This is a genomic window from Arthrobacter sp. 01T428 (assembly GCF_056398685.1).
This window is the reverse complement of record NZ_JBFTPW010000008.1, coordinates 162,185-186,666: the sequence shown is the minus strand read 5'-3', so window position 1 is coordinate 186,666 and position 24,482 is coordinate 162,185. Positions and strand designations below refer to the sequence as shown.

Here is a 24,482-nt window from a genome sequence, read left to right as displayed (position 1 = left end):
AATTCCGCAGGGAGCGCCCGATAGGAAACCCATCTACAGCGCGCCCACGATTCCCCACCTCATAGTGAAGGTCTCCCCCGGTTCGAGCCACCGGAGGCCGTCGCCCGAGTTGAACGCGTTCGCCGGACCGGTCATGGGCTCAATCGCCACCGCTTTCGAGCGGCCCGGAAAAGTATCCGTGACGAAGATGTGGACGTAGGCGCAGTTTTCGTCCTGCTCCAAGGAGACGCTTCGGCCATCCGGCGCCGACAGCGTTTGGCGGGCGATGCCGCCGTCGAACTCCAAATCCGTGAACGCCACGTCGACATCCAGGCCACCCACACTCCGGCCGGCGCCAAAATCAAAATCACCGTCGACAGGCACCGAACTACGCGGGATCAGCCGCTCGTCGGCCACGAGCCGCGTACCGGCGTGGACAGTCAGGACCATCTCTTCCGGCGGAACGTCCCCTACACGCAAATACGGGTGCGCCCCGAGGACGAAGGGCGCGGGGGCCGCCGAATCATTGATGAAACTCTGGGAGACCCGAAGCGCCAGCCCGGCGTCGATCTCGTAGTGGACCTGATGCCGGGCCAGGAAGGGGTAGCCGTGCTGTGGGAAGATCACGGCTTCGAGGGTCACGGAGAATTCGTCTTCCGCCACGAGGGCGTAGGACGAGTTGCGCAGGAGCCCGTGGCTGGCGTTGTTGCGGGACACCTCCGTGATGTCCAGTTGCTGCTTTTTGCCGTCGAGGTACCAGATCCCGTCCTCGATCCGGTTGGCCCACGGGGCGAGGGTAATTCCGGTGGCCCCGGGCGGAAGTTGCGCGTCGCCGTAGCTCTCGGTGAGCTGGACGCCGTCGCGGCTGAACAACCGCAAGCCCGCGGCGAGCTCGGTGACGACGGCGAGTGCGTCACCGCGGCGGATCTCGAATTGGCGTCCGCTGGCAAAGCGGCGGGATACGGTCTCTTCGCCCGGTGTCGAAGACGGTGTTGTGGGAGGCATGGCACCACCGTACTGCATCCCATGTGTTGCTTGGCTTCACCCTCAATGTTCTTTTTTGTTAGATATTTTGCCTTTTTGAGCACTCTGTGGCACCATAAATCCATGACTCGCCTTACCAGCACACGCCTCGCCGATGGCCGGGAGCTGATCTATTTCGACGACGCCGGCTCGCCGGAGCGCGATCCCGGCTCGCTGACGGATCACCGTGAGCTGCCGCAGCGCGCCGATCCGGGCGAGTTGCGCTACGACGCGCTGAGCGGCGAATGGGTCGCCGTGGCGGCACACCGCCAAAGCCGCACCCACCTGCCACCGGCAGACCAATGTCCCATCTGCCCCACCACCCCCGCGAACCCTTCCGAAATCCCGGCGCCGGACTACGACGTCGTGGTGTTCGAGAACCGCTTCCCCTCACTGGGGCCGGCGGTCGGCATGATCCCGGGCATGCCCGCTTGGGGAACCTCCGGCCCTGCATACGGCCGCTGCGAAGTTGTCTCATTCACGCCCAGCCACACCGGATCCTTTGCCGAGCTTGGCGAAACCAGGGCACGCACGGTCGTCGAAGCCTGGGCGCACAGGACTGAGGCGCTCAGCGCCCTTCCCGGAATCCAGCAGGTGTTCCCGTTCGAAAACCGGGGCGCTGACATCGGGGTAACCCTTCACCACCCGCACGGACAGATCTACGCCTACCCCTACGTCACGCCGCGGGCGGCCAGCCTTGGCGCCGCCGCCGGCCGGTACTTCGACGACTCCAAGGGCCGGGAATCGCTCACGTCCTCGATCCTCAAGGCCGAACGCCAGGACGGGAGCCGCATGGTGCTCGAAGCCGAGCACTTCAGCGCCTACGTGCCGTTCGCCGCCCGCTGGCCGCTGGAGGTGCATCTCGTCCCCCATCGGCAAGTTCCCGACCTCGCCGCTTTGAGCGGCGAAGAACGCGACGAACTGGCCCACGTCTACCTTGAATTGCTCAAGCGCATGGACGCCCTGTATCCGACTCCCACACCGTACATTTCCGCTTGGCACCAGGCACCCCTGGACCCCGCCTTGAGACCGTCCGGCCACCTGCACCTGCAACTCACCTCCCCACGCCGTGCTGCCGACAAGCTCAAGTACCTTGCCGGTTCCGAGGCCGCCATGGGAGCCTTCATCAACGACACCACGCCCGAATCGGTGGCCGAACGGCTGCGCGCCGTCGCCAGCGATTCCCAGCGCGCTATTCCGGAAGGGGCCCCAGCATGACCTCCACTCCCGACGCCCCCGCCGTGGGCGCCCTCTCCGGGCTTTTCGAGTCGACTTTCGGTTCAGCCCCCGACGGCGTGTGGCAGGCACCGGGACGCGTGAACCTGATCGGCGAGCACACCGATTACAACGAAGGTTTCGTGTTGCCTTTCGCCATCGACAAGACCGCGAAGGTTGCAGTCCGGATCCGCCATGACTCACGCGTCCGGCTGTTGTCTACCTTCGGCGGGCAAGGCCTCGTCGAAGCCGACGTCGACGCGTTGGTTCCCGAAGCGGCCAAAGGCTGGACGAAGTATCCGCTCGGCGTCGCCTGGGCCTTGCAACAGCGCGGCGTCCTTGTCCCGGGCTTCGACCTCCTCATGGATTCGGATGTCCCGCTGGGCGCGGGACTGTCCTCCTCGCACGCCATCGAATGCGCCGTCATCTCCGCCCTCAACGAGCTAACGGGCGCGGGACTGGGCGCCGAAGACATGGTCCTCGCAACGCAGAGGGCCGAGAACGACTTCGTGGGCGCCCCTACCGGAATCATGGACCAGTCGGCGTCGCTTCGCGGGTCAAAGGGCCATGCGGTCTTCCTGGACTGCCGCGACCAGAGCGTGCAACTAGTCCCCTTCGACGCCCAGGAGGCCGGACTCGTTCTGCTGGTCATCGACACCAAGGTCTCCCATTCACATGCCGACGGCGGTTATGCCTCGCGTCGTGCTTCCTGCGAACTCGGGGCCCAGGTACTGGGGGTCCCGGCCCTGCGCGACGTCGGCATCGGCGACTTGGAGGAAGCCAGCGGCCTCCTGGACAGCATCACTTTCCGGCGGGTGCGTCACATCGTCACGGAAAACGACCGCGTGCTGCAGACCGTGGAACGCCTCACCACGGAGGGCCCCGCCCACATCGGCAGGCTCCTGGATGCGAGCCATGCGTCCATGCGCGATGACTTCGAGATCTCCTGTCCGGAACTGGATCTCGCGGTGGAAACCTCCCGAGCCCACGGTGCCATCGGCGCCCGGATGACGGGCGGCGGCTTCGGCGGCTCGGCCATCGCCCTCACCCCGGTGGGCCACGAGCAGGAGGTGCGCGACGCCGTCGTACGCGCCTTCGCGGCGGCCGGTTTCACGACGCCGGACATCTTCACCGTGACCCCGGCCGCCGGGGCCACACGACTCGCCTGAGGTCCGTGCATCCGCCGCCTTTCGGCGGGCCGGCCCCGGCGTAAGCTGGGGGCATGACTGAGGCCGTCATCGTTTCCACCGCCAGAAGCCCCATTGGACGGGCCTTCAAAGGGTCACTCAAGGACGAACGTCCCGACGACCTCGCGGCGGCCATGGTGACTGCCGCGCTGGCGAAGATTCCGGCTTTCGATCCAGGGGCACTAGACGGCCGCGGGCTCGATGACCTCTACCTTGGCTGCGCCGAGCCCAGCGGCGAGGCCGGCTCGAACATGGCCAGGGTGGTGACCGTCCTGGCCGGCCTGGACACCGTCCCCGCGGCCACGATCAACCGCTTCTGCGCCTCGAGCCTGCAAACTCTGCGGATGGCCTTCCACGCCATCAGCTCCGGAGAAGGCCACGCCTTCGTCTCGGCGGGGGTCGAATCGGTGTCCCGCTACCAGAACTGGGTCGGGGCAGGGGAAACCGACACCAGCGTGCACAACCCCCTGTTTGAAGCCGCGCGCGCCCGTACGGCCGCCCGGGCCGCGTCCAACACCCCGTGGACGGATCCCCGCATGGGAGGACGGATGCCGGACGTCTACATCGCGATGGGACAGACCGCGGAAAACGTCGCCACGAGCCACGGAATCAGCCGGGCCGAGCAGGATCTGTGGGCGGTCCAGAGCCAGAACCGTGCCGAGGCGGCCATCTCCTCCGGTTTCTACGCCCGCGAGATCACGCCGTACACCCGCAAAGACGGGACCGTCGTCGAGCGCGACGATTCACCTCGCGCCGGCGTCACCCTTGAAGCGGTCAGCGCCTTGGAGCCGGTCTTCCGCAAGGAAGGGACCGTGACCGCCGGGAATGCCTGCCCGCTCAACGATGGCGCCGCCGCCGTGGTGGTCATGAGCGATTTCCGGGCCCGGGAGCTTGGCCTCGAGCCGCTGGCACGCATCGTCTCGACGGGAGTCAGCGCCCTTTCCCCGGAACTCATGGGCATGGGTCCCGTGGAGTCGTCGCGCCGGGCCTTGGCACTGGCGGGGCTGAGCATGGCGGACATTGACCTCGTGGAACTCAACGAAGCCTTCGCCGTCCAGGTGGTAGCGAGCGCCCGCGAACTCGGCATCGATCCGGAGAAACTTAACGTCCACGGCGGAGCCATCGCCCTTGGCCATCCCTTTGGCATGACAGGCGCCCGGATGACCACCACTTTGCTCAATGGCCTCCGGGAACGGGACTGCACCTTGGGACTGGCGACCCTGTGTGTCGGTGGCGGGCAGGGCATGGCGGTGGTCTTCGAGCGTCTGTCCTAACCGCACCGGAAAGACACGTAGTGCCCCTGAAGACGGATCTTCAGGGGCACTACGCTCAACAAATCCTGGGAGCTTAGTCGTCGCCGCGCAGGATCGCCAGCAGGCGGATGATCTCCACGTACAGCCACACGAGCGTCACGGTCAGGCCGAAAGCGGCCGTCCAGGAGTATTTCTCCGGAGCGCCCTGCCGGACACCCTGTTCGATGCTCGTGAAGTCCATGACCAGTGAGAACGCGGCCAGGCCGATAGCCAGGATGCCGATGAAAACGCCCAACGGGATGCCGAAGATGTGCACGCTGCTGCTCAGGCCGAACGGCGACTGGACTGCGCCCGTCCACACCAGGACCATATTGATCACTGCGAAGACGAGGTAGCCGAGCATGGCGATCATGAAGAAGCGAACAGCCTTGGGGGTGGCACGCACCTTGCCGCTCTTGAAGAGAGCCAAGGTCACGCCGAACACCGCAAGGGTGCCAATGACAGCTTGCAGGCCGACGCCCGGGAACATTCCGTCCAGGAGGCGGGTCAGGCCTCCGAGGAACAGACCCTCAAGTCCGGCATACGTCAGGATCAGTGCCGGGGACGGCTGCTTCTTGAAGGAGTTGACCATGCCCAACGCGAAGCCGCCCAAGGCGCCGACAATCATCAGGAGATTTGCGGTTCCCGGAGCAACGAACAACGTGCCCGCCGCGCCAAGCAGCAGCACCGCAAGGCACGCTGCAGTCTTGACGATGACGTCGTCGAAAGTCATACGGCCGGTCTCGGCCGGACCGGCTGCGGGCTGGTTGTACATCTCCTGCAGCTGATCGCTCGTCATGGGCGGCTGTGCCGCCCAGGCAGGCTGGCCGTACTGGGGCTGGCCATACTGGGGCTGGCCGTATTGGGGCTGGCCGTGGGTGTAGCTGGGAACGGGCGGAGCCTGTGTGGCTCCACGGAAATTCTTTCCGTTGAAGATCGGGTTGCCGCCGAGTGCCATGGTGGATGTCCTTCTTGCTGTGGGTGCGAAGTGATAGTTCACGCTACCAATTCCCACGCTTGGTCCGCACCGAAAGTTCCACCGCCGCCGATGCCGGCACCCTCCGCGTTGCGAGGGTGCCGGCACACGGGGCTATCCGACGCCGAGGTACGCTTCCTTGACCGCCGGGTTGGCGAGCAGTTCCTTGCCGGTGCCCCTGTGCGTAATTGACCCGGTTTCCAGGACAAAAGCACGGTGTGCACGGGCCAGGGCCTGGTTGGCGTTTTGCTCCACCAGAAGCACCGTGGTGCCCTGGTTGTTGATCTCGGTGACAATCTTGAAGATCTGGCGGATGAACTGCGGAGCCAGCCCCATGGAAGGTTCATCCAGGAGCAACAGCTTGGGGTTGGACATCAGGGCCCGGCCAATCGCGAGCATCTGTTGTTCGCCACCGCTCATGGTGCCGCCAAACTGCTTGATACGTTCCTTCAACCGCGGAAACAGGTCGAAGACTCGCTCCAAATCGTCTGCAACCTTGGTCCGGTCCTTGCGGCCGTAGGAACCCATGTCAAGGTTCTCCTCCACCGTCATGCCGGGGAAAATTCCCCGTCCCTCAGGCGCCTGCGAAATGCCCTGGACGACTCGGATGTGCGCTTTCATCCGGGTGATGTCCTTGCCGGCGAACGTGATGGAGCCGGCCGACGGAGCCAGCAATCCGGAGATGGTCCTCATGGTGGTGGTCTTGCCGGCACCATTTGCCCCGATGAGCGAGACGATTTCGCCTTCCTCCACGCTGAATGACATGTCGGAAATGGCTTGGATCCGGCCATAGTGGACGGATATGTTCTTCAGCTCAAGCAAGGTCATCTTCAGGCTCCCCGAGATAGGCGGAAATAACTTTCGGGTCATCGCGGATAATCTTCGGCACCGCATCCGCGATCTTTTTCCCGAACTCAAGGACCACGATCCGGTCGGTCACCCCCATGACCAACTTCATGTCGTGCTCAATGAGCAGGACCGTGTAGCCGTCGTCACGAATGGTCCGGATCAGGGCCATGAGCTCTTCTTTTTCCGCCGGATTGAACCCTGCTGCGGGCTCGTCCAAGCACAGGACTTTGGGATCAGTCGCAAGTGCGCGCGCGATTTCCAGGCGGCGCTGGTAACCGTAAGGCAAGTGCCGTGACAAGAAGTGGGCATGATCGGCGATGCCCACGAACTCAAGCAATGCCATGCCGCGTTCAATGGCGGTTTTCTCTTCCCGGACATGGGTGGGCAGACGGAAGAGCGCTCCGCCGACACTCGTGCGGTGGCGTGCATCGAGGCCGACAACCACGTTTTCCAAAGCGGTCATCTCACCAAAAAGGCGGATGTTCTGGAAGGTCCTCGCCAGGCCACGCCTGGTGATCCGGTGCTGCGGCAGTCCGTTGAGCAATTGTCCTTCGAGCAGGACCTTTCCGGACGTCGGCTTATAGACACCCGTCATGGCATTGAAACAAGTGGTCTTACCGGCACCGTTGGGGCCGATGAGACCGAGGATTTCGCCTCTGTTGATATCAAACGTGACATTGTCCAGGGCCGTCAGGCCGCCGAATTTGATGGTGAGGTCTTGGACCTGCACCAAGGCTTCGCCCACTTTGGTGACGATGTCCCTCTCAGGGGCCACCTTCTCGGCGACTTCGAGGTCCACACCCTGTTCCTTGAGTGCCTCTACATCAATATCCGGTTCGATCGCTTCACTCATTTGTCAGCCCCCTTTCCCGGTTCCAGAACGACTTTGCCCGAAGCAGGAATGTCGCCCATGGCACCCTTGAGTTTGTTGTACGCCAGGCGGCCGTAGGCGAGGAGGCTTTGGCGTGCGGGCAGAAGGCCACCGGGGCGGAAGATCATGATGACCACCAGCGCCGCGCCAAAGATCAGATACTTGAACTCGGCAATCGCGGTGAAACGGAGTGGAATATATGCCACCAACGCACCGCCGAGAATCGCACCGACCTTGTTTCCCGTGCCGCCCATGACAACGGCAGCGACGAACAGGATGGACGTGGCGATATCGAACTTCTGGTTGTTCACAAAGCCCACTTGCCCGGCAAACAAGGCACCCGAGAGCCCGCCAACGGAAGCGCCGATGGCAAAAGCCCACACCTTGTACCTGAAGGTCGGGACGCCCATGATTTCCGCGGCATCTTCATCCTCGCGGATGGCAATCCAGGCGCGTCCCACGCGGCTGCGCTCCAGGTTTCCCGCGGCCAAAAGCACCACGATGATGATGGACAGCGTCAGCCAGTACCACGGGGTTCCGTTCGAGTTCTGGAAAATTGTTTGCCCGCTCGAATCCGTTCCCGGAGGGTGGCCAACGTTCTGGAAGCCAACCTGGCCTTTCATCGCCGGAATAATCGTGGCCAAAATGCGCACGATTTCACCGAAGCCGAGCGTGACGATAGCCAGGTAGTCGCCGCGAAGGCGAAGCGTAGGCACACCGAGGACCACTCCGAAGAACATGGCGACTGCCATCGCCAGCGGGAGCGTCCACAAGTAGGGAATGTGCACATACGGCGAATCCGGGCTGGTAAACATTGCCGCCGTGTAGGAACCCAGGGCGAAAAATGCCACATAGCCCAAGTCGAGGAGGCCCGCATAGCCGACCACCACGTTCAAGCCCACAGCCACCAGGGCATAAACAGACATTTGCGCGAGCGCGATTTGCCAATTGTTGCCGGGTTCCGTCGTGATCAACGGCGGGTTGAGGATGGGGAGCAAGTACGCAATGACTACGACGACGATGAGGATCAGCCATTGGGTTTGGCGCGGGAGCGCGTTCCATTTGTCGCTGAGTCCCGGGAACCAGCCTTTGCGGCGCCGCATTTTGGCTTCGCGGTCCGCAATTTCCTGTGCCGAAGCATCATCGGGAATAAGTGTGGGGCCGTCTGTTGTGCTCATGCCTTACTCTTTCCTAGCGAGCTACCCAAGACACCTTCGGGTCGCACAATCAATACCAACACCAGGACCACGAACGCGACCACGTCGGTCCATTGGGAACTGCCCAGGAGCACCTGGCCGTAGTTGCCGATCAAACCGATCAGCAGGCCGCCCAGCAAAGCGCCGCGCACATTGCCGATGCCTCCGAGGACAGCGGCCGCGAAGGCCTTGACGCCGAGGATGAATCCGCCGTTGTATTGCACGCCGGACGGGATTTTCATCACGTAGAACAAGGCGGCTGCGCCGGCCAGGATCCCTCCGATGATGAAGGTGGTCACGATGATCTTTTCCTTGTTGACACCCATCAAAGTTGCGGTATCCGGGTCCTGCGCAACGGCACGGATGCCCCGGCCGGTCCGGGACCGCCTGATGAACTGGTCGGTGGCGATCATGAGGATAATCGCTGCGACCACGATCACCACCTGCTGCGAATCGACGATCGTCCCGAAGACGTCGAAAATCGGGAGCGGCCTGAACATCGTCAGCGCAGCCTCCGGGCTCGGTCCGCGCCACCAGTAGATGGTGTACTGAATGGCGAAGGAAACACCGATGGCGGTAATCAAGAATGCCAGGCGGGGCGCCTTGCGCTGCCGCAAAGGTTTATAGGCCACCCGTTCCACGATCACTGCCATCAAGGCTGAGGCGATGATGGCGACAACGAGGGCGAGGACAAGATTTCCCACGATGGCCCAAAAGGCCAGCCTCGGAGCAGAGGGCCCGAAATTCAGCGCGCTGAGGGTAAAGAACACCCCGTAACAGCCCGTGATGAACACTTCGGAGTGGGCAAAGTTGATGAGGTTGAGAACGCCGTAGACGAGGGTATAGCCGAGGGCTACCAACGCGTAAATTGCCCCGAAGGTCAACCCGTCAAAGGTTGAACTCCAGAAATTTTCGGTAAAGGAGTTTACGTCGAAGGTGATCCACGTATCGTCCATTGGAACCGAGTGGAGCAGGTTGGGAATTACTTCACTGATCATGGCACTTCCTGATGTAATCAAAAGAAATGCTGGGGGTCGGCATGGATGCTAACCCCCAGCATTCATCTGGGCTCGGTGTTATTTTCCGATGACGCCGATGGGAACGATCTTGCCGTTCTCAACTTTGTAGCCGTAAACATCAGGCGTTGCCAGTTCGCCGGTTGAATCCCACTTGTAGTGCTTCGACAGGCCGTCTGCATCGTAGGACTTGACCCAGGAAAGAAGGTCCGCGCGGGACTGCTTGCCCTTGTCGATACCGGAGAGCAGGACCGTGGCTGCGTCGTAACCTTCAATGGAGTAGGTTCCGGGCTCAGCGTTGGCAAGCTTCTTGTACTCGGACTCGAAGCTCGGGATCAGCTCGCCGGGGATGCACGGGCAGGTGAAGTACGAGTTCGACGATGCGTCGCCGGCCTGCTTGATGAACTGGTCATCCTTCACGCCATCCGGGCCCACGAAGGAGCCGGTGAATCCCTTTCCAACCAGCTGCTGGTCGAAGGGAGCGCCTTCTGCGTAGTAGCCCGCGTAGTAGACGGTGTCTGCCTTGGCGTTCATGATCTTGGAGATCACGGCCGAGAAGTCCTTCTGGCCTGTGACAACCTTGTCGGACCCCACCATCGCGGAGCCCAGGGCCGCGGAGGTTGTGGTTCCCAAACCGATGCCGTAGTCAGAGTCGTCCTGGACGAGGTAGACCTTCTTGGCCTGCAGCTTGTCCGTGAGGAACTTCGCTGCGGCCGGACCCTGGACGGCGTCATTGCCGAGGGCCCGGAAGAAAGTGGTCCAGCCGTTCTTCGTCAGGCTCGGGTTGGTTGCGGAGGGCGTGATGTGCACCAAGCCCTTCTGCTCGAAGATGTTGCCGGTGGCCTTGGATTCTCCCGAGAAGGGCAAGCCCACCACTCCGATGATGTCCGGCTCGGACACGATCTGCGTTACCGGGCCAGTGGCCTTGTTCGGATCGCCTTCAGTATCGAATTTCTTGAACTGGACCTGGCAGCCGGGGTTCGCGGTGTTGTGCTGGTTGATGGCCAGTTGGATGCCGTTGAAGATGTTGATACCCAGCTGGGCGTTGGGTCCTGTCTCGGCACCGGCATAGGCAAGGGTGGTGGTTGACGGGCAATTTGCCTTGCCATCGCCTGCAGGCAAAACAGCTCCGGCAGGAACGTCGACTTTGGAAATCGCAGGGATATTGATCCTGCCGCCGCCACCCGAGGTTTCGGTGCCGCTAGGGGCAGTCTGATTCGCACAGCCCGCCACCAGCATGCCGAGGGTGGCTGCTGCTGCAATCGCCGAAATGACTTTCTTCCTGTACATAAATAGCCTCCGCGGTGCGTCTGATTCGTGGTCATTCGCCCGAAGTCACTTTCACTTCGAACATGTTCCATGAGAGTACTACCAAATATGTGTCCTAGAACACATATACGCAGGTCAGGATCTAATAACGGTGTGTCGCTGTCCAGTCCGGACGGCCCTTCACATGAACGCGGGGTTAAATTCCTGTCACGGCACAGCTTGGCGCAACAAGTGGGGCCGCAGGGTTCGCATTTCGCATGCGTGCCCCAGGTGGGACTCGAACCCACAACACGCGGATTTTAAGTCCGCTGCCTCTGCCAATTGGGCTACTGGGGCGCCCGGATAATGGTAACCCAGTGCACTCCCCTCTTTCGTCTCCTAGAGCCGTTCAAACGGCGCGGCATAACGGAAGGTTCCACTGACGCCGTCGGGCCATGCTTTGAGGGGCAACAGTTCGAAATGGTCTCCCCACCCGGCGTCGGGGGCCACCACGCCCAGCGTGCGCGCGGGCAGGAATCCAAAGCGCGCATAGTACTCGGGGCTGCCCAGCAGGGCGATGCCCGGTTCGCCCGCTTCGTCGGCCCGTCGAGCGGTTTCCCGCAAGAGGGCAGATCCGATGCCGCGCCGCTGCAGGTGCGGTTCGACGCTGATGGGGCCAAGCCCCAAAAGCCGGAGCTCCCCTATCCGGCCGCGGGTACTGATGACGTGGCCCACGATCTCACCGGCAATCTCGGCCACGATGCTGAACTCCGGCAGGTACTCATCGCACTCGAAGAGTTCACGCAGGAGCTTCACTTCGGCCGGGACTCCGTCGACGGGCAGCCCGGTGACCGGGCTGGTGGAAAAGGCGGCAGCTGTGAGCGCCAGCACGGACTCGCGGTCATCCTGCCGCTCCGTTCGCAGCACCACGCCTCGGCCCAGCAACTTAAGGACTTCCATGGCGTGGCCGCGTTCGGCGGATGGAACCAGCAGGTGGTCGTGATGGAACCCTGCCAGGACGTTGCAACTGATACCGGCTGCCGTGAGGGCGGAGCTGACGGCCGCTGTGAGCCCCACGGCGTCCAAGGCAGAGTGGATTTGAAGAGTGATCCACGCCGCCACGAAATCGTAGGACAGTCCCAGGCGTCCGGCTTCTTCACGGCGCAGGACCACCGTGAGGCCTTCCGCTTCGCGGACAGCGGCTTCGATATCGCCCTCAAGCGCTTTGCCGTGCGGCCACAACGCGTACACGTAGTCGCCGTCCCGAAGGACGGGGTGCATGGATCCCAGGAGGGTCGTCAGATCGCTTTCGCCAGCCATGCTGCAAGTCTAGGACCCGCCGTCGCCGGCCATGCCTGCACCGCCGTCGCGGACGGGCCGCGAGTTAAACGACGACGGCGGCCGCTCCCGCGTGGGAAACGACCGCCGTCGGCGGGGCTGCTTGGGGTTCGCTACTTGGCGTCAGCCGTGACCGGAGCCTTGGCTTCGGCGGGCTCAGCGGCCGGCGCAGGTGCGGCGGCCGGCTTGGGAGCCGGGGTGGCCGCGGCCACGAAGGCTCCACGCGGGTTGTCGAGGTCCAGCAGCTGGGTGGTGTCGCGGCCCATCGTCATGCCCAGGATCCAGTTGAAGATCACGCGGACCTTGCGCTCACCGGTGGGGATGGCCAGGCCGTGGTAGCCGCGGTGGGCCAGCCAGGCGAGTCCACCCTTGAGGCCGATACGGCCCAGGATGTTGATGTTGGCAACGCCCTTCCATTCGCCGAAGCCGGCAACCGCACCGAGGTTCTTGTGCTTGTAGTCGCCCATGGGCTTGTCCCAGCGGGAGGCCCACAGGTTCTTGGCGAGGCGCTTGGCCTGACGCAGCGCGTGCTGGGCGTTCGGAACGCAGGTGCCGTCCGGCAGGCCGCTGCCCGTGAGGTCCGGGACGGCAGCGATGTCGCCGGCTGCCCAGGCGTTGTCGATGATGCCTTCGTCGCCCGCAATGCGCAGGTCCGGGAGGACACGGACACGTCCGCGCGGCTCGAGCGGGAAGTCGGTGGAACGGATCATCGGGTTGGCCTGCACGCCTGCAGTCCACACGAGGGTGTCGGCTTCGAACTCCTGGGCAGGCGTCTTGTCCGGCAGGTTGATGAGCTTGAGGCTTCCCTCTGCGTTGTCGAGGGAGGTGTTGAGCAGGACCTCGATGCCGCGGCTGCGCAGGTGTTCGACAACCCACTCTGCCTGGGCTGCGGTGACCTCGGGCATGATGCGGCCCATGGCTTCGACGAGAACGAAGCGGACCTCTTCCTGGCGGATGCGCGCGTTGTTCTTGACGGCAGCGCGGGCGAGGTCTTCCATCTCGGTGATGCACTCGATACCTGCGAAACCGCCACCCACGACCACGAAGGTCAGGGCCTTGGCGCGTTCGGCGGCGTCCGTCATGGTGGAGGCAACCTCGATGCGCTCAAGGACCTTGTTGCGCAGGGCGACCGCTTCTTCGATGGTCTTCAGGCCAATGCCTTCGTCAGCGAGCCCCTTGATGGGGAACGTCCGGGTGATGGCGCCGGCGGCAACCACGACGTCGAAGTACGGGATCTCGAAAGGCTCTCCACCGTCGGCCGGAGCAACAACGGCGGTGCGGTTCTTGTGGTCGATGCTGGTGACGCGGCCCTGGATGAGTTCCGTCTGCTTGAGGTGCTGGCGGTGCGAGACGACGGCGTGGCGTGCCTCGATGTTGCCGCCGGCCACTTCGGGGAGGAAGGGCTGGTAGGTCATGTAGGGAAGGGGATCAACGACGGTGACGATGCCGCCGGCGTTCGCGATCTTCTTCTGCAGCTTGAGTGCTACGTACAGGCCGACGTATCCGCCGCCGACAACGAGAACACGGGGACGGTCAATGAGCTCAGGGGTGGTTGCCATAAGAATAGAGTACAGCACCTTGTGAAAATCTTCACTAACTATTTCCCGACGCTACGGATCGGCGCCGGAGGCTATTTCGGGGGGCTCGGATCCACGACGTCCACCACGCCGGTCGAGGTCTCGTCGGGCAGTTCCGGGGAGGTCCGGTAGGCGCGCCTCAATTGGACGGTGGCGCCCGCGACGATCGCCACGAAAAGCGAACCAAAGCCGATGACCACCGCGGCCGGAACCGCAGTGTCGGACTGCGATGGCGCCTTGGCCGCGGGAACTGTGGGATCCGCCAAGGTGGCCGCGGGAATGCTTGGTTTCGACGTTGACGGAGGCGTCGGGCTGCTGAGGTCGCCACGTCGATGGACCCGGATCCAGTCCGCAATGGATCCCACGGGATTGCTCGCTACCTCGGGTACATCGGCTTTCAGGGCCGCCTCGGCATTGAGGATGCCGTAGCCATAGATGGGGTCCTTGCCGGGCGCGCCTGCATCCTCGGCCGTCGACACAATCCTGTTGATGACCTGCTTGGCGCTCATATCAGGCCATTTCGAGCGGATAAGTGCCGCGACGCCGGAGACAATCGGCGCGGAGCCGGACGTGCCGGCCCAATCTTCATAGCTCCCACCGGGCAGTCCGCCCACCAGCTTCTCCGCGGGCGCCGAGACGCCGATGCTGATTCCCTGCGAAGAAGCGTCGACGCTGGCCGTACGGTTCCGGTCGAGTCCCGCCACGGTCAGTACACCCGGAATCGTGGCCGGCGCGCCCACCTGGACGTTTCCGCCGATCCGGTTGCCCGCCGCGGCCACGATCACCACGTCCTTTTGTTCGGCATAGAGGAACGCCGCATCCCAGCTTTGGGGCCAATCAGGCGAGGTGCTGCCGAGGGAAATGTTGATGACCTTGGCGCCGTTGTCCACCGCCCATCGGACAGCTTCGGGAATCTGTTCCTGGTCCGTCTTGCCCGCCGGATTCGGCGAACCGAGCCAGGCGGAAACGGAGAGGATCTGGGCCTCGGGCGCGACGCCGACGATTCCGTCCGGACCGACGCCGGAACCGGGCGAAGGGGACGGCCCCGGCGACGGAGACGCCGATGGGCTGGCCGGAGCGTGTCCACGCCCTGCCAGCAGCGTGGCGACGAGGGTCCCGTGCTCAGGTTTGGCCCCGATGCTTTTCTGTCCGTTGGGGTCGCCCGCACCGGAAGCGTCGGTTCCTCCGACCACCGCGCCGTTGAGGTCGGGGTGTTGCCCGTCCACTCCGCTGTCGATGATGGCCACTTTCACCCCGGCGCCCTTTGATACCTGCCAGGCTGCGGAAATGCCGTACTCGTTGAGCCAGTATTCCTTGTCCCGCCAAGAGTCGGCGAACGCCGAAGGGGCAGTGAGCAGGGCCCCTGCAAGGCTTCCCCCGGCCAACATGGCCGCCAGTGCGGCCGATGCTGTCCGGCGGCGCCAACCGTGTGGCAACGTCATCAGCGAATACCCACTCTTACCGAGTACTCGGCATGCTCAGAATACTCAGCGCGATGCCGTCGAGGATGTCATGTTCGCTGGAGGTAGCCGCAGTGATGGAGCCCTCTCCGAGCTCAGCCAAGCGTTGGAGGATGCGGCGCCAAACAAGGGCTCCGGCACCGATGACGTCGACGCGTCCGGGGTGCATGTAGGGTAGCCGGGCACGTTCCTCGCGGCTCATTTCCAACAAACTTGTGGCCGCGTCGCTGATGGTCTCCAGGTCCAGGCTGGCACCGTGGATGAGTGTGGGATCGTACTCGTCCAGGCCCAACGCGTGCGCGGTGATGGTGGTGACGGTACCGGCTACGCCCACGACGGCGGTGGCCCGGTCCAGCGGGACCGTGCGGGCCACGAGGTCCATGGCTGCGTCGACGTCGGCTTCCGCGGCGGCGATCTGCTCCGGCGTCGGAGGGTCGCTGCGAAGGTGCCGCTCGGTCAGCCGCACGCAGCCGATGTCGACGGATTTGGCGGCAATGACGCCGTCGGAGTCTCCGAGGACGAATTCGGTGCTTCCACCGCCAAGGTCCACCACAAGCACAGGGTCCTTGCCGCGCGAAGGCAGCACGCTGCTTGCGCCGGCGAAGGACAGCGAGGCTTCTTCGTCACCGGAGATGACCTCGGGTTCGACGCCCAGCAGCCCCCGTATCCCGTCAACAAAGACGTCCCGGTTACGGGCGTCCCGGCTGGCAGAGGTCGCCACGAAACGGATGCCCCGGGCTCCGTGATGGCGGATCAGCTCGGCGTAGTCGGCGGTCGCCGCGAAGGTGCGCTCAAGCGCCTCAGGGGCGAGTTCGCCGGTGGCGTCAACCCCTTGGCCGAGGCGCACCACGCGCATCTCGCGGACAACGTCCCGCAAGGGAGACCCGGAGTCCGTGCCGTTGGAATCCGCGATCAGGAGGCGAATCGAATTGGTCCCGCAGTCAATCGCAGCTACGCGGTTCATACGTTGAGCCCCCCTGCGGATGGTTCCCCTGATGGCTCTGTCGCGTGGGAGGACTTGGATTTGCGGACGGGGGCGGGACGGCCCACGATGTCCGGCAGGCCCTGCGGTCCGTGGCGGCTGAGGTCCTTGGACGGGGCCTCCCCCGCACTGTCCCATGCGCCGTCGCAATAGCAGCGGTCCGCGGTCCACCATTCGCTAATTGCCCCGATGGCCTCGTCGCCGAGCGGATTGACGCCGGGACCGGCGGCCAGGGAGTGGCCGACCAGCACGTGCAGGCACTTGACGCGGGTAGGCATGCCGCCGGCCGAGACCCCTGCGATTTCCGGAACGTCTCCCGTGCCGGCACGTCCGGCAATCTCGTCACGCGCCTGGAGATAGGCTTCGTGGGCGCTCCTGTAAGCCGCAGCCAAAGGCTCGTCCGCGGTGAGCCGTTCGTTCATCTCATTCATGAGCCCGCCGGCTTCCAGCCGCGACACGGCGGCGGTGATGACGGGGTGCGTCAAGTAGAACGTCGTGGGAAACGGGGTTCCATTGCTCAAGCGCGGAGCGGTTGCAGCGACCAGCGGGTTGCCGCAGACGCAGCGCGCCGGGATTTCGACGACGTCGCGCACCGGCCGTCCGAGCTGGCGGCTGAGGATTTCGAGATCGTGTGCTGATGGCTTGCGGGACTCCTGCGATGCAGGTGCCGAGTTGTCTTCCACTGGCGCTGCCATCCTTCCTGCCCTTTTTGGCCGCGCCCATCAGGGCGCGACGGCGGCGGGCACCGCGTCTAGTCTGTTGCCGAGCGCCTGATGGATTCCCACAGGCCGTCCACCCATGGCAGGTTGGACGGGCTTCCGGAAGCTCCTGAACTGGTGCTCCCACCCGGTGTGCCGGCGGGAACGTCTCCACCAAACACCCAGTAGCCAGCTTCACCCGGCATAACCATGTTAATGCGGTCCCGGGCTTGTTGTTTCACGTAGTTGGGGTCCTGCCACCGCGTGATCTGCTTCTGGAGGCTGGCCTGCTCGGCCTGTTTGCTGGCAATGTCGGCTTCCAGGCCGGAGATTTCGGCCTTTTTCTCCAACCAGATCTTCACTGTGGGAGCGAGCATGATAGTGATCGCTATCATCACCACAGCGAGGGCAAGCATACGGCCGGAGAACGCCTTCGCGGGCACAGGGCGCGCGCCGTGGTCCTTGTCGGAGTGCGAGGATCCGGCACCGGACGCCTTGCTGGATGCCTTGCCGACAACCGGGGTGTTTCCCGAACGTCCCGGTTTCGCAGCACCACCAACCTTGGATCCGGAAGAGGCTTTGCTTTGGGTGCCGCCTTCGGCTTTGGCATTGGACGGCGTCCTGGACCCTGCATGAACCGGTGCCTCTTGCTGGGCGGCGGATGCCTTGCGGGACTCGCCGAAGTCGGCACGGATGACATGGCCGCCGTCGGGGTTCTTTTGGGGCGAGCGGCCGAGGGCATCTGCCCGGGGGACCTTGGGGCGGCGGGTGGCCATGACACTCCTGTAATGCCTGGTGCTTGCCTGGCGGGTTGCTGCGCGTTGCGTTCCTCACGGAGCCTGCGGTTTGCCGAAGTGCTCGCACATTTCGTTAAACAGAACCGGTGGCTATGGTCTTTCCACCATAGCCACCGGTCAGCTGTTTCAGCGGATACTAGCCCTTGAAACGCGGGAAAGCGCTGCGGCCGGCGTAGCGGGCGGCGTCGTCGAGTTCTTCTTCGATGCGCAGCAGCTGGTTGTACTTGGCGACGCGCTCGGAGCGGGCCGGGGCACCGGTCTTGATCTGGCCCGCGTTGGTGGCAACGGCGATGTCAGCAATGGTGGTGTCCTCGGTTTCGCCGGAGCGGTGCGAGGTGATGGTGGTGTAACCGGAGCGCTGGGCCAGGGAAACGGCGTCCAGGGTTTCCGTCAGGGAACCGATCTGGTTGACCTTGACGAGCAGGGAGTTGGCCGTGGCGGAGTCGATGCCCTGCTGCAGGCGGATCGGGTTGGTGACGAAGAGGTCGTCGCCAACTAGCTGGACCTTGTCACCGATGGTGTCGGTAAGGGTCTTCCAGCCTTCCCAGTCATTTTCGTCCAGCGGGTCCTCGATGGAGACGAGCGGGTAATCGGCAACGAGTTCGGCATAGTAGGCGCTCATCTCGGTGGCTGAGAGTGCCTTGCCTTCGAACTGGTAGGCGCCGTCCTTGTAGAACTCGGAGGAGGCGACGTCCAGCGCGAGGGCGATGTCCTTGCCCGGGGTGTAGCCGGCGTTCTTGATGGCTTCCTGGATCAGGTCCAGTGCGGCACGGTTGGACGGCAGGTTCGGAGCGAAGCCGCCTTCGTCGCCGAGGCCGGTGGAGAGGCCCTTGGCCTGCAGGACCGACTTGAGGTTGTGGTAGACCTCAACGCCCCAGCGCAGGCCTTCGGAGAAGGTCTCGGCGCCGATCGGGGCGATCATGAATTCCTGGATGTCGACGTCCGAGTCGGCGTGGGAGCCACCGTTGAGGATGTTCATCAGCGGGACGGGCAGGACGTGGGCGTTCGGGCCGCCCAGGTACTTGTACAGGGGCAGGTCCGCGGAGGCGGCGGCCGCGTTTGCCACGGCGAGGGAAACGCCGAGGATGGCGTTCGCGCCGAGCTTGCCCTTGTTCGGGGTGCCGTCGAGGTCGATCATGGCCTGGTCGATGCTGCGCTGGTCCGTGGCGTCGAAGCCGATCAGGGCCGGGGCGATTTCGTCGATGACCGCGTCAACGGCCTTCTGGACGCCCTTGCCGAGGTAACGGCCCTTGTCGCCGTCGCGCAGTTCGACGGCTTCGTGCTCGCCGGTGGAAGCACCGGAGGGAACTGCCGCGCGGCCGATCTGGCCATCGGAAAGCAGAACTTCAACTTCTACTGTCGGGTTTCCGCGGGAATCAAGGATCTCGCGGGCGTGGATGGCATCGATAAGCGCCATGGACTGCTCCTTATGGTGAAGCGATTTACTGGGAATCTTGAGGGAAATTCTCGACGTCCTCGTCGCCACTAGCCTAGTCGAGACCGGCCAAGGTTACGGAACAGCGTCGGAACCCTCACGTTTTGTGGCTTCGCCGTCGCGGCCCTGGTATCGGCGGACGGCACCGCGCAGGGCCCGTTCGGCGTCGAAGCCCTTCTCCCGCGAGCCCGCGACGACGGCGAGCAGCAAGTCTCCAAGCGCAGCTTCGGAGTCGGGAACCTCCACCGCCGCGACTGGACGGCCGCCGCGTTCAGGACTGCCCGAGCGCTCTGAGCGGGCTGCGCGGTCAAGCGACTTTTGCGCCAAGGCGAGGGCGGGAAGGTGCGGTGGAATGCCTTCGAAGGGATCCGAACGCCCGGGCTTCTCGGCCTTCTTCACGGCGTCCCACTTTTCGACGATCTCCTCCACGGTGGCCGGGAAGGATTCCTGCAAGGACCCGTCCGGTTTGAACACGTGGGGATTGCGCCGCACCATCTTGTCCGTGATGGCGCGCGCGACGTCGTCGAAGGTGAATTGTCCTTGCTCCTCGGCGAGCCGGGCGTGCAGCACCACTTGGAGCAGCACGTCGCCCAGCTCGCCGCGGAGTTCGTCGGATGTATCGGAACCGGACGCGCCGGCCTCGATCGAATCGACAACCTCATACGCTTCCTCGATCAGGTACTCGACCAAGGACTCGTGGGTCAGCGCCCCCATCCAAGGACAGTGCTCGCGCAAAGAGGCAATCGTCCCCAGCAGCTCCACGACAGGACTTTCAGGAGAACTGGCACCCGAAGGAGTTTGTTCAGCCAAGGTTGGCGTAGGCGTCGTTGATGTACTCCACCAACGCTTCTTTTTCGTCCAACGGCAGGAACGACGACTCGGCGGCGTTGAGGGTCAGTTCGAGGAGGTCATCGAGATCGTAGTCGAAGGTCTCCACGAGAAGCTCGAACTCGTCCGTGAGCGTCACACCGCTCATAAGGCGGTTGTCCGTGTTGATCGTGACGTTGAAGCCCAGCTGGTAGAGCATGTCCAGCGGGTGGTTCTCGATGCCTTCGCCGAAGTTCGCGATCGCGCCGGTCTGCAGGTTGGAGGAAGGGCAGATTTCCAGCGCGATTCCACGGTCACGGACCCAGCCGGCCACTTCACCCAAGGTGACCATGCCGACGGTGTCCTCGGCGTCGTCGTCGGCTTCTTCGCCCTCGGCGTCTTCGAACTCAACGGTGATGTCCTCCGCGATGCGCACGCCGTGACCCAATCTCAGGGCGCGGCCGTCCACAAGGGCGGACTGGATGCTTTCCAGGCCCGCGGCTTCGCCGGCGTGGACCGTGGCCGGGAAGTTGTGCTCGGCCAGGTAGGTGAACGCGTCCTTGAAGCGGGAAGGCAGGAAACCGTCTTCGGCTCCGGCGATGTCAAAGCCGACAGCTCCGTTGTAGCGGTGGCGCACTGCGAGCTCGGCAATCTCCTGGCCGCGGTCCGCGTGGCGCATCGCCGTGATGAGCTGGCCCACCTGGATCTGGCGGCCTGACTCCTCGACGGCGTCGACGCCGGCGTCGAGCCCTTCCTGGACAGCGTCCACAACCTCGTCCAGGGTGAGGCCCTTCTGCAGGTGCTGCTCAGGTGCCCAACGGATCTCGCCGTACACGACGCCGTCGTCAGCCAGGTCTTCGACGAATTCCTTGGCGACGCGCGCCAGGCCTTCCTTGGTCTGCATGACGGCAATCGTGTGGTCAAAGGTTTCGAGGTAGCGGACCAAAGAACCGGAGTCTGCGGACTCACGGAACCACTGGCCCAGCGCTACGGGATCCGTGGAAGGCAGAGTGTGGCCGACGGCCTCCGCCAGCTCGATGATGGTGGCCGGGCGCAGTCCCCCGTCCAGATGGTCGTGAAGGGAAACTTTCGGCAGGCTCTTCAGGTCGAAGTCAAGGGCAGGGGCGGCATCAACAATAGGCTCAGTCACGTCTCAACTCTAGGGGGACGGAAGAAGCTTAGCCAGCAGGGTTTGAGCGGTCGACGCCGGCCGTCGCGTTAACCGCGGTTCCCGCGTCTGCTGCGGCTGCTTCCGCGGAGGCCGCTTCCTTCTTCTCGCCGTCTTTCTTTTCGAGATGCTTGTGCCACCAACGCAGGCTGTGGTCCACGATGACGCCGAGTACCACGGCGAATGCCACCGCAATCCCCACGCCGAGGAGCGGGTTGTTGTGCACCCAGTGGCCGGCCAGCGATCCAATGCCGATCGAATAGCCTACCCAGGTGAGGCAGGCGAAGGCGTCCAGGAAGAAGAAGGTCTTGTGGCGGAAGCCGGTCTGTCCGGCGACGTAGTTCACCGCCACCCGGCCCCAGGGGATATACCGGGCGGTGAAGATCAGCACGGCGCCGCGCTTGTCCAACTCGTAGTGCGCCCACGCGAACATCTTCTGGACCTTCGGCTTGCGCATCCATTTCCAGCGGTCCAGGCCGATCTTGCGGCCCAGCATATAGGCCATGTTGTCGCCGGCCATGGCCCCGACAAGCGCGGTGGCGCCAAGGAGCCACAGGTTGGGCTCACCCCGGTGCATCGCAAGGGCCGAGAGCCCGACGATCGCGGTCTCACTGGGAAGGATCGTGGCAAAGCCGTCGATGAAAAAGAAAACCAGGAGCACCGGGTAGATCCACGGTTGCCCGGCGGCATGCTCGAGCATGTGGTTCATGAAGTCCACGCAGGCATTGCTCCTCAAGGAAAGTCACACGGTCGCGTGACATAGATCGCTATCCAGTGTCCCACGGCCCGGGCGTCGTTCGCTACGCCCCGGCCGGGTGGAACACAATTTAAGGCTAGCTCGAAAGTCGAAATGGAAGCATCCCCCCATGGAGGGATCTTCCGGTGCCAGGCACGTCATACCAAGGGAGGAGATGGCTCCCCCCTGCCGTGCCTGCTACACGACCGATTCCTCTTCGGGCTCCCCGGTTTCTTCGTCCTCTACGGTGGCGGGCGTGGCCCCGCGGACTTTGCTGATGATCCGGTCCACGATGATTCCCAGGATGACGGCAGCGACGATCGCGATGACCGCCCCGAGCAGGTGGTTGTGCTCGAACCATTGGCCGAAGAACACACCGATGGCCACCGAATAACTGGCCCACAGGACGGCGGACATAGCCGTGAGCGCCACAAACATGCCGTGCGGGAAGTGGGTTGCTCCGGCTGTGAGGTTGACGGCCACCCGGCCGATGGGGATGAACCGGGCCACCATGATCAGTGATGCGGCCCGCCGTCGTAGTTCCCTCCCGGCCCAGCGGAAGGCACCCTGCATCCTTTGGGAACGCATCCACCGCCATCGGCGTACACCTACTTTGCGCCCAATCAAGTAGGCGATGTTGTCACCTGTGAAGGCCCCAAGGGCTCCCACCAGGATCAGCAGCCACGTGTTGGGCATCCCTGCGGTCACGGAGACTGCCGCGAGTCCCACCACCATCGACTCGCTGGGAATGGGCGGGAAGAAACCGTCGATCACGCAGCAGGCAAAAACCAGGAGCAAGACCCAAGGCTGCCCGGCCGCGGCGAGGATGAAGTCGTTGATGGCTTGCACGGTCTTCCTAACGAATGGCCGCAGGGAATGTCTCCCGGGCATTCCGGAATGCCCGGGAGATCAGCCTAGGAGATCCGGTCGATGATGAGCCGTTGCGCCGGCCGTGAGCCTTCCGGCGCGATGAGCACAGCCCCGTCCAAGGCTTCCTTGGCCCTGTCGAACTTTTCCGGGGTGTCGGTGAGGAGGGTCATGAGTGGCTCCCCCGCCCGGACCAAGGCGCCCGGTTTGGCGTGCATCCGCACCCCTGCGCCGGCCTGGACGATGTCTTCCTTCCGGGCGCGTCCAGCGCCGAGGCGCCACGCAGCCACGCCCACCGCCAAGGCGTCGAGCTCCACCAGGACGCCGTCGGCCGGAGCCGGGATGACCTCGGATTCCCTGGCCACGGGCAGGGCCGCGCGCGGATCGCCGCCCTGGGCTTCGATCATGCGGTTCCAGACATCCATCGCGCGGCCATCCCTGAGGGCGGCCGCGGGATCGGCGTCGTGCACTCCGGCGCAGGCGAGCATCTCTTCGGCGAGCCTGACGGTCAGCTCGACGACGTCTTCCGGACCGCCGCCCGCAAGCACCTCCACCGATTCCTCCACCTCGATGGCATTGCCCGCAGTCAGGCCCAGCGGGGTCCCCATGTTGGTCAGGAGGGCCACCGTATTGACGCCCGCATCCTTGCCCAGGGCCACCATGGTTTCGGCAAGCTCCCGGGCACGGGCTTCGTCCTTCATGAATGCCCCGGAACCCACCTTCACGTCGAGCACCAGGGAGCCCGTGCCTTCGGCGATCTTCTTGCTCATGATGGACGAGGCAATCAGGGGGATGGCTTCCACGGTGCCCGTGACGTCGCGCAGGGCATAGAGCTTCTTGTCCGCCGGAGCCAAACCCGTGCCGGCGGCGCAAATGACCGCACCCACGTCCTGCAGCTGGGCCAGGATTTCCTCGTTGCTCAGGTTCGCCCGCCATCCGGGGATCGCCTCGAGCTTGTCGAGCGTGCCACCCGTGTGGCCCAGTCCCCTCCCGGAAAGCTGGGGAACCGCCACCCCGAAGACCGCCACCAACGGCGCCAGCGGAAGGGTGATTTTGTCCCCGACACCCCCGGTGGAGTGTTTGTCCGTGGTGGCTTTCACGCCGCCGTCGGGACGCCGGAGGCTGGAGAAGTCCATCCGCTCGCCCGAGGCGATCATCGCCTCGGTCCAGCGCGAGATCTCGGCACGGTCCATCCCGTTGAGCAGGATCGCCATGTTCAGGGCTGCCATTTGCTCGTCGGCAATGACGCCGCGGGTATAGGCATCGATCGTCCAGTCGATCTGCTCCGGGCTTAGGGTTCCTTTGTCCCGCTTGATGCTGATGATCTGTACGGCATCAAAAGCTTCAGTCTGTGTCACCGGTTCTCCTCCAGGTTGTCGGGACCGAAGGCATCTGGCAGCACTTGGTCCATGGTCTTGATGCCCTGCGTTGTCATGAGTTGCATGCCGGGTGCCCGGAATTCATACAGCAATTGCCTGCAACGGCCGCACGGCATGAGGACATTGCCTTTGCCGTCGACGCAATAGAACGCCCGCAATCTGCCGCCGCCACCCATGTGGAGGTCCCCCACCAGGGCGCACTCGGCGCACAGCGTGAGTCCATAGCTGGCGTTCTCGACATTGCATCCGCTGACGATCCGCCCGTTCTCGGTGAGGGCAGCCGCCCCCACCGGGAACTTCGAATACGGAGCGTAGGCCTTCCCCATGGCGGCGACCGCGGCGGCTTCGAGGGCCGCCCAGTCCACCTCGGTACCCTTGAGCGCCAC

23 protein-coding genes and 1 tRNA gene are annotated in these 24,482 nt (G+C 64.1%); 3 read left to right on the top strand and 21 right to left on the bottom strand.

The window, feature by feature from the left end; genetic code table 11:
* Positions 1 to 33: 33 nt before the first annotated feature.
* Positions 34 to 984 carry an aldose 1-epimerase family protein gene (locus tag AC1DJB_RS11625; RefSeq protein ID WP_306961152.1) on the bottom strand — a complete coding sequence of 317 codons (951 nt, stop codon included), beginning with the start codon at positions 982 to 984 and terminating at the stop codon, positions 34 to 36.
* Positions 985 to 1,086: 102 nt separating this feature from the next.
* On the opposite strand from AC1DJB_RS11625, the gene galT reads away from it, so the two are divergent.
* Genes galT through AC1DJB_RS11610 form a run of 3 tightly spaced genes read left to right on the top strand, consistent with a single transcriptional unit; the run spans position 1,087 to position 4,678 of the window.
* Positions 1,087 to 2,220: a galactose-1-phosphate uridylyltransferase gene (gene galT, locus AC1DJB_RS11620; RefSeq protein ID WP_284990401.1), complete on the top strand. Its 1,134-nt coding sequence runs from the start codon at positions 1,087 to 1,089 to the stop codon at positions 2,218 to 2,220.
* Complete coding sequence (gene galK, locus AC1DJB_RS11615; protein WP_332601536.1) at positions 2,217 to 3,386, top strand: galactokinase; 1,170 nt, start codon at positions 2,217 to 2,219, stop codon at positions 3,384 to 3,386. The genes galT and galK overlap by 4 nt, the downstream gene beginning before the upstream one ends.
* A gap of 53 nt (positions 3,387 to 3,439) precedes the next feature.
* Positions 3,440 to 4,678, top strand: a complete 1,239-nt coding sequence (locus AC1DJB_RS11610) for an acetyl-CoA C-acetyltransferase (protein WP_284990399.1) — start codon at positions 3,440 to 3,442, stop codon at positions 4,676 to 4,678.
* A gap of 73 nt (positions 4,679 to 4,751) precedes the next feature.
* Here the strand turns inward: AC1DJB_RS11610 and AC1DJB_RS11605 are convergent, their stop codons facing one another.
* The 20 genes from AC1DJB_RS11605 to AC1DJB_RS11510 all read right to left on the bottom strand — a co-directional run bounded on the left by AC1DJB_RS11605 (position 4,752) and on the right by AC1DJB_RS11510 (position 24,482).
* A complete protein-coding gene (locus AC1DJB_RS11605; protein WP_284990398.1) occupies positions 4,752 to 5,654 on the bottom strand; it encodes a Bax inhibitor-1/YccA family protein in 903 nt (300 codons plus the stop codon).
* A 132-nt stretch (positions 5,655 to 5,786) separates the two neighbouring features.
* Entirely contained in the window at positions 5,787 to 6,500 is a 714-nt protein-coding gene (locus tag AC1DJB_RS11600; protein WP_284990397.1) for an ABC transporter ATP-binding protein, read from the bottom strand.
* Positions 6,487 to 7,374: an ABC transporter ATP-binding protein gene (locus AC1DJB_RS11595; RefSeq protein WP_059387972.1), complete on the bottom strand. Its 888-nt coding sequence runs from the start codon at positions 7,372 to 7,374 to the stop codon at positions 6,487 to 6,489. The genes AC1DJB_RS11600 and AC1DJB_RS11595 overlap by 14 nt, the downstream gene beginning before the upstream one ends.
* Positions 7,371 to 8,570, bottom strand: coding sequence for a branched-chain amino acid ABC transporter permease (locus tag AC1DJB_RS11590; RefSeq protein WP_476910270.1), 1,200 nt, complete (start codon positions 8,568 to 8,570; stop codon positions 7,371 to 7,373). The genes AC1DJB_RS11595 and AC1DJB_RS11590 overlap by 4 nt, the downstream gene beginning before the upstream one ends.
* The gene (locus tag AC1DJB_RS11585; protein WP_059387973.1) at positions 8,567 to 9,586 is read right to left on the bottom strand and encodes a branched-chain amino acid ABC transporter permease; all 1,020 of its coding nucleotides are present in this window, start codon (positions 9,584 to 9,586) and stop codon (positions 8,567 to 8,569) included. The genes AC1DJB_RS11590 and AC1DJB_RS11585 overlap by 4 nt, the downstream gene beginning before the upstream one ends.
* Before the next feature lie 78 nt (positions 9,587 to 9,664).
* A complete protein-coding gene (locus AC1DJB_RS11580) occupies positions 9,665 to 10,894 on the bottom strand; it encodes a branched-chain amino acid ABC transporter substrate-binding protein (RefSeq protein ID WP_059387974.1) in 1,230 nt (409 codons plus the stop codon).
* A gap of 241 nt (positions 10,895 to 11,135) precedes the next feature.
* Positions 11,136 to 11,209 (bottom strand) — tRNA-Leu (locus AC1DJB_RS11575).
* A 42-nt stretch (positions 11,210 to 11,251) separates the two neighbouring features.
* Positions 11,252 to 12,172, bottom strand: a complete 921-nt coding sequence (locus AC1DJB_RS11570) for an N-acetyltransferase (protein WP_476910269.1) — start codon at positions 12,170 to 12,172, stop codon at positions 11,252 to 11,254.
* Positions 12,173 to 12,303: 131 nt separating this feature from the next.
* Positions 12,304 to 13,749 (bottom strand): NAD(P)/FAD-dependent oxidoreductase, encoded by a 1,446-nt coding sequence (locus AC1DJB_RS11565; RefSeq protein ID WP_284990394.1) that lies wholly within the window; start codon positions 13,747 to 13,749, stop codon positions 12,304 to 12,306.
* Positions 13,750 to 13,820: 71 nt separating this feature from the next.
* A complete protein-coding gene (locus AC1DJB_RS11560; protein ID WP_307052667.1) occupies positions 13,821 to 15,209 on the bottom strand; it encodes a S8 family serine peptidase in 1,389 nt (462 codons plus the stop codon).
* Positions 15,210 to 15,225: 16 nt separating this feature from the next.
* Complete coding sequence (locus AC1DJB_RS11555) at positions 15,226 to 16,191, bottom strand: Ppx/GppA phosphatase family protein (protein ID WP_476910268.1); 966 nt, start codon at positions 16,189 to 16,191, stop codon at positions 15,226 to 15,228.
* Entirely contained in the window at positions 16,188 to 16,904 is a 717-nt protein-coding gene (locus AC1DJB_RS11550; protein WP_441433663.1) for a DUF501 domain-containing protein, read from the bottom strand. The genes AC1DJB_RS11555 and AC1DJB_RS11550 overlap by 4 nt, the downstream gene beginning before the upstream one ends.
* A gap of 56 nt (positions 16,905 to 16,960) precedes the next feature.
* A complete protein-coding gene (locus AC1DJB_RS11545; RefSeq protein WP_441433662.1) occupies positions 16,961 to 17,683 on the bottom strand; it encodes an FtsB family cell division protein in 723 nt (240 codons plus the stop codon).
* Between the two features lie 157 nt (positions 17,684 to 17,840).
* Complete coding sequence (gene eno / locus AC1DJB_RS11540; protein ID WP_306961132.1) at positions 17,841 to 19,121, bottom strand: phosphopyruvate hydratase; 1,281 nt, start codon at positions 19,119 to 19,121, stop codon at positions 17,841 to 17,843.
* 93 nt (positions 19,122 to 19,214) lie between these two features.
* Positions 19,215 to 19,853, bottom strand: a complete 639-nt coding sequence (locus AC1DJB_RS11535; protein ID WP_307052671.1) for a MazG nucleotide pyrophosphohydrolase domain-containing protein — start codon at positions 19,851 to 19,853, stop codon at positions 19,215 to 19,217.
* Positions 19,854 to 19,941: 88 nt separating this feature from the next.
* Complete coding sequence (locus AC1DJB_RS11530) at positions 19,942 to 21,096, bottom strand: adenosine deaminase (RefSeq protein ID WP_059387977.1); 1,155 nt, start codon at positions 21,094 to 21,096, stop codon at positions 19,942 to 19,944.
* Positions 21,097 to 21,124: 28 nt separating this feature from the next.
* On the bottom strand, positions 21,125 to 21,814 hold the full coding sequence (locus tag AC1DJB_RS11525) for a DedA family protein (RefSeq protein WP_332601836.1): 690 nt from the start codon (positions 21,812 to 21,814) through the stop codon (positions 21,125 to 21,127).
* Positions 21,815 to 22,048: 234 nt separating this feature from the next.
* A complete protein-coding gene (locus AC1DJB_RS11520) occupies positions 22,049 to 22,699 on the bottom strand; it encodes a DedA family protein (RefSeq protein WP_059387978.1) in 651 nt (216 codons plus the stop codon).
* Between the two features lie 65 nt (positions 22,700 to 22,764).
* Positions 22,765 to 24,075 (bottom strand): thymidine phosphorylase, encoded by a 1,311-nt coding sequence (locus tag AC1DJB_RS11515; protein ID WP_306961126.1) that lies wholly within the window; start codon positions 24,073 to 24,075, stop codon positions 22,765 to 22,767.
* A complete protein-coding gene (locus tag AC1DJB_RS11510; RefSeq protein WP_441433660.1) occupies positions 24,072 to 24,482 on the bottom strand; it encodes a cytidine deaminase in 411 nt (136 codons plus the stop codon). Before AC1DJB_RS11510 ends, AC1DJB_RS11515 begins: the two co-directional genes overlap by 4 nt.

What these genes read in the sequence shown, in the direction of transcription:
- AC1DJB_RS11625 (WP_306961152.1), bottom strand. Translation starts at nt 984, where the DNA reads ATGCCTCCCACAACACCGTCTTCGACACCGGGCGAAGAGACCGTATCC.
- galT (WP_284990401.1), top strand. Translation starts at nt 1,087, where the DNA reads ATGACTCGCCTTACCAGCACACGCCTCGCCGATGGCCGGGAGCTGATC.
- galK (WP_332601536.1), top strand. Translation starts at nt 2,217, where the DNA reads ATGACCTCCACTCCCGACGCCCCCGCCGTGGGCGCCCTCTCCGGGCTT.
- AC1DJB_RS11610 (WP_284990399.1), top strand. Translation starts at nt 3,440, where the DNA reads ATGACTGAGGCCGTCATCGTTTCCACCGCCAGAAGCCCCATTGGACGG.
- AC1DJB_RS11605 (WP_284990398.1), bottom strand. Translation starts at nt 5,654, where the DNA reads ATGGCACTCGGCGGCAACCCGATCTTCAACGGAAAGAATTTCCGTGGA.
- AC1DJB_RS11600 (WP_284990397.1), bottom strand. Translation starts at nt 6,500, where the DNA reads ATGACCTTGCTTGAGCTGAAGAACATATCCGTCCACTATGGCCGGATC.
- AC1DJB_RS11595 (WP_059387972.1), bottom strand. Translation starts at nt 7,374, where the DNA reads ATGAGTGAAGCGATCGAACCGGATATTGATGTAGAGGCACTCAAGGAA.
- AC1DJB_RS11590 (WP_476910270.1), bottom strand. Translation starts at nt 8,570, where the DNA reads ATGAGCACAACAGACGGCCCCACACTTATTCCCGATGATGCTTCGGCA.
- AC1DJB_RS11585 (WP_059387973.1), bottom strand. Translation starts at nt 9,586, where the DNA reads ATGATCAGTGAAGTAATTCCCAACCTGCTCCACTCGGTTCCAATGGAC.
- AC1DJB_RS11580 (WP_059387974.1), bottom strand. Translation starts at nt 10,894, where the DNA reads ATGTACAGGAAGAAAGTCATTTCGGCGATTGCAGCAGCAGCCACCCTC.
- AC1DJB_RS11570 (WP_476910269.1), bottom strand. Translation starts at nt 12,172, where the DNA reads ATGGCTGGCGAAAGCGATCTGACGACCCTCCTGGGATCCATGCACCCC.
- AC1DJB_RS11565 (WP_284990394.1), bottom strand. Translation starts at nt 13,749, where the DNA reads ATGGCAACCACCCCTGAGCTCATTGACCGTCCCCGTGTTCTCGTTGTC.
- AC1DJB_RS11560 (WP_307052667.1), bottom strand. Translation starts at nt 15,209, where the DNA reads ATGACGTTGCCACACGGTTGGCGCCGCCGGACAGCATCGGCCGCACTG.
- AC1DJB_RS11555 (WP_476910268.1), bottom strand. Translation starts at nt 16,191, where the DNA reads ATGAACCGCGTAGCTGCGATTGACTGCGGGACCAATTCGATTCGCCTC.
- AC1DJB_RS11550 (WP_441433663.1), bottom strand. Translation starts at nt 16,904, where the DNA reads ATGGCAGCGCCAGTGGAAGACAACTCGGCACCTGCATCGCAGGAGTCC.
- AC1DJB_RS11545 (WP_441433662.1), bottom strand. Translation starts at nt 17,683, where the DNA reads ATGGCCACCCGCCGCCCCAAGGTCCCCCGGGCAGATGCCCTCGGCCGC.
- eno (WP_306961132.1), bottom strand. Translation starts at nt 19,121, where the DNA reads ATGGCGCTTATCGATGCCATCCACGCCCGCGAGATCCTTGATTCCCGC.
- AC1DJB_RS11535 (WP_307052671.1), bottom strand. Translation starts at nt 19,853, where the DNA reads ATGGGGGCGCTGACCCACGAGTCCTTGGTCGAGTACCTGATCGAGGAA.
- AC1DJB_RS11525 (WP_332601836.1), bottom strand. Translation starts at nt 21,814, where the DNA reads ATGCTCGAGCATGCCGCCGGGCAACCGTGGATCTACCCGGTGCTCCTG.